1 protein-coding gene is annotated in these 1,404 nt (G+C 66.7%); it reads left to right on the top strand.

Annotated elements, in window-relative coordinates:
- The first annotated feature begins 53 nt into the window (after positions 1–53).
- The gene (locus ACYVO2_RS37205; protein WP_461012554.1) at positions 54–1,238 is read left to right on the top strand and encodes an IS701 family transposase; all 1,185 of its coding nucleotides are present in this window, start codon (positions 54–56) and stop codon (positions 1,236–1,238) included.
- The last annotated feature ends 166 nt before the right edge of the window (positions 1,239–1,404 follow it).

Here is a 1,404-nt window from a genome sequence, read left to right as displayed (position 1 = left end):
TACTGCAACGGTGTTTGCCGTGACTGTTGGCCAGCTCGGTCGTTGGTGTGGTCATGGGTGGGGACCTTGCTGATGTCAGGTTGTGGGCGGGTGAACTGAAGGCGGTGCATGAGCGGTTCGTGCACCGTTTCAACCGGGAGGAGCCGCGTCAGTCCGCGCTTGCCTATATGCGGGGGTTGGTGGCTCCGCTGGAGCGGAAGAACGGCTGGACGCTGGCGGAGGAAGCCGGGCACGCGGGCCCCGATCGCATCCACCGGCTGCTGAACCGCATCGAGTGGGACGCCGACGAGGTCCTGGACGACGTACGCGATTACGTCGTCGAACACCTCGGAGACCCAGAGGCCGTTCTGATCGTCGACGACACCGGGTTCCTGAAGAAGGGCATCCGCTCGGCCGGCGTGCAAAGGCAGTACTCCGGCACTGCCGGACGCACCGAGAACTGCCAGATCGGCGTCTTCCTCGCCTACGCCACGGGCCGCGGACGCACGCTGATCGACCGGCGGCTCTACCTGCCCACCTCCTGGACGGACGACCGGGAACGCTGCCGGCGGGCAGGCATCGACGACGACGTCGCCTTCGAGACGAAGGTGGCCATGGCCAAGACGATGGTCCGCCGGGCCATCGCCGACAAGGTCCCGTTCCGGTGGGTGACGGCGGACGCCGCCTATGGCTTCAGCAAGGGCTGGCGGTTCGAGCTGGAGCAGGCTGATGTCTTCCACGTCATGGCCACCACCCGCCACGACACGGTCGTCACCCGCTGGTCCATCGACCACCCCGTCCACGAGCTGTTCCCCGGCCTGCCACGGCAGAAGTGGAAACGCCGTTCCTGCGGCGACGGCGTCCACGGCCGGCGGATCTACGACTGGGCCCGCGTCGAGGTCCGGCCCTGGCACCGCGAGGACCGCCGGCACTGGGTTCTCGCCCGCCGCAGCGTCAGCAGACTCGGCGAGATCTCCTACTACATCGCCTACTGTCCCGCCGGCACCACGCTCGACGAGCTGATCCGCGTCGCGGGCAGCCGCTGGGCGGTGGAGGAATGCTTCCAGACCGCCAAGCAAGAGTGCGGCCTGGACGACTACCAGGTCCGCCGCTATCCCGGCTGGCACCGCCACATGACCCTGGTCATGGCCGCCCACGCCTGCCTGACCGTCCTGCGAGCCCGAGTACTGGACGCGGACAAAGCAGAAACGGATCCTCCAAGCTCATCCACCTCAGCCTCGCCGAGATCAGACGCCTGACCACCCGACTCACCGACCGCCGTCCCACCCCGGTCGACCACATCCTGCACTGGTCGACATGGCGCCGGAAACGTCAGTATCAAGCTCGCTTCAGTCACTACAAGCGCCGTGGACACAGCCCCTGAAAACTGCCCAGCACTCAGAACAAACACCGTTGCAGTACTAG

It is taken from the genome of Streptomyces capparidis (assembly GCF_054782095.1).
This window is presented reverse-complemented; position numbering and strand designations above follow the sequence as displayed.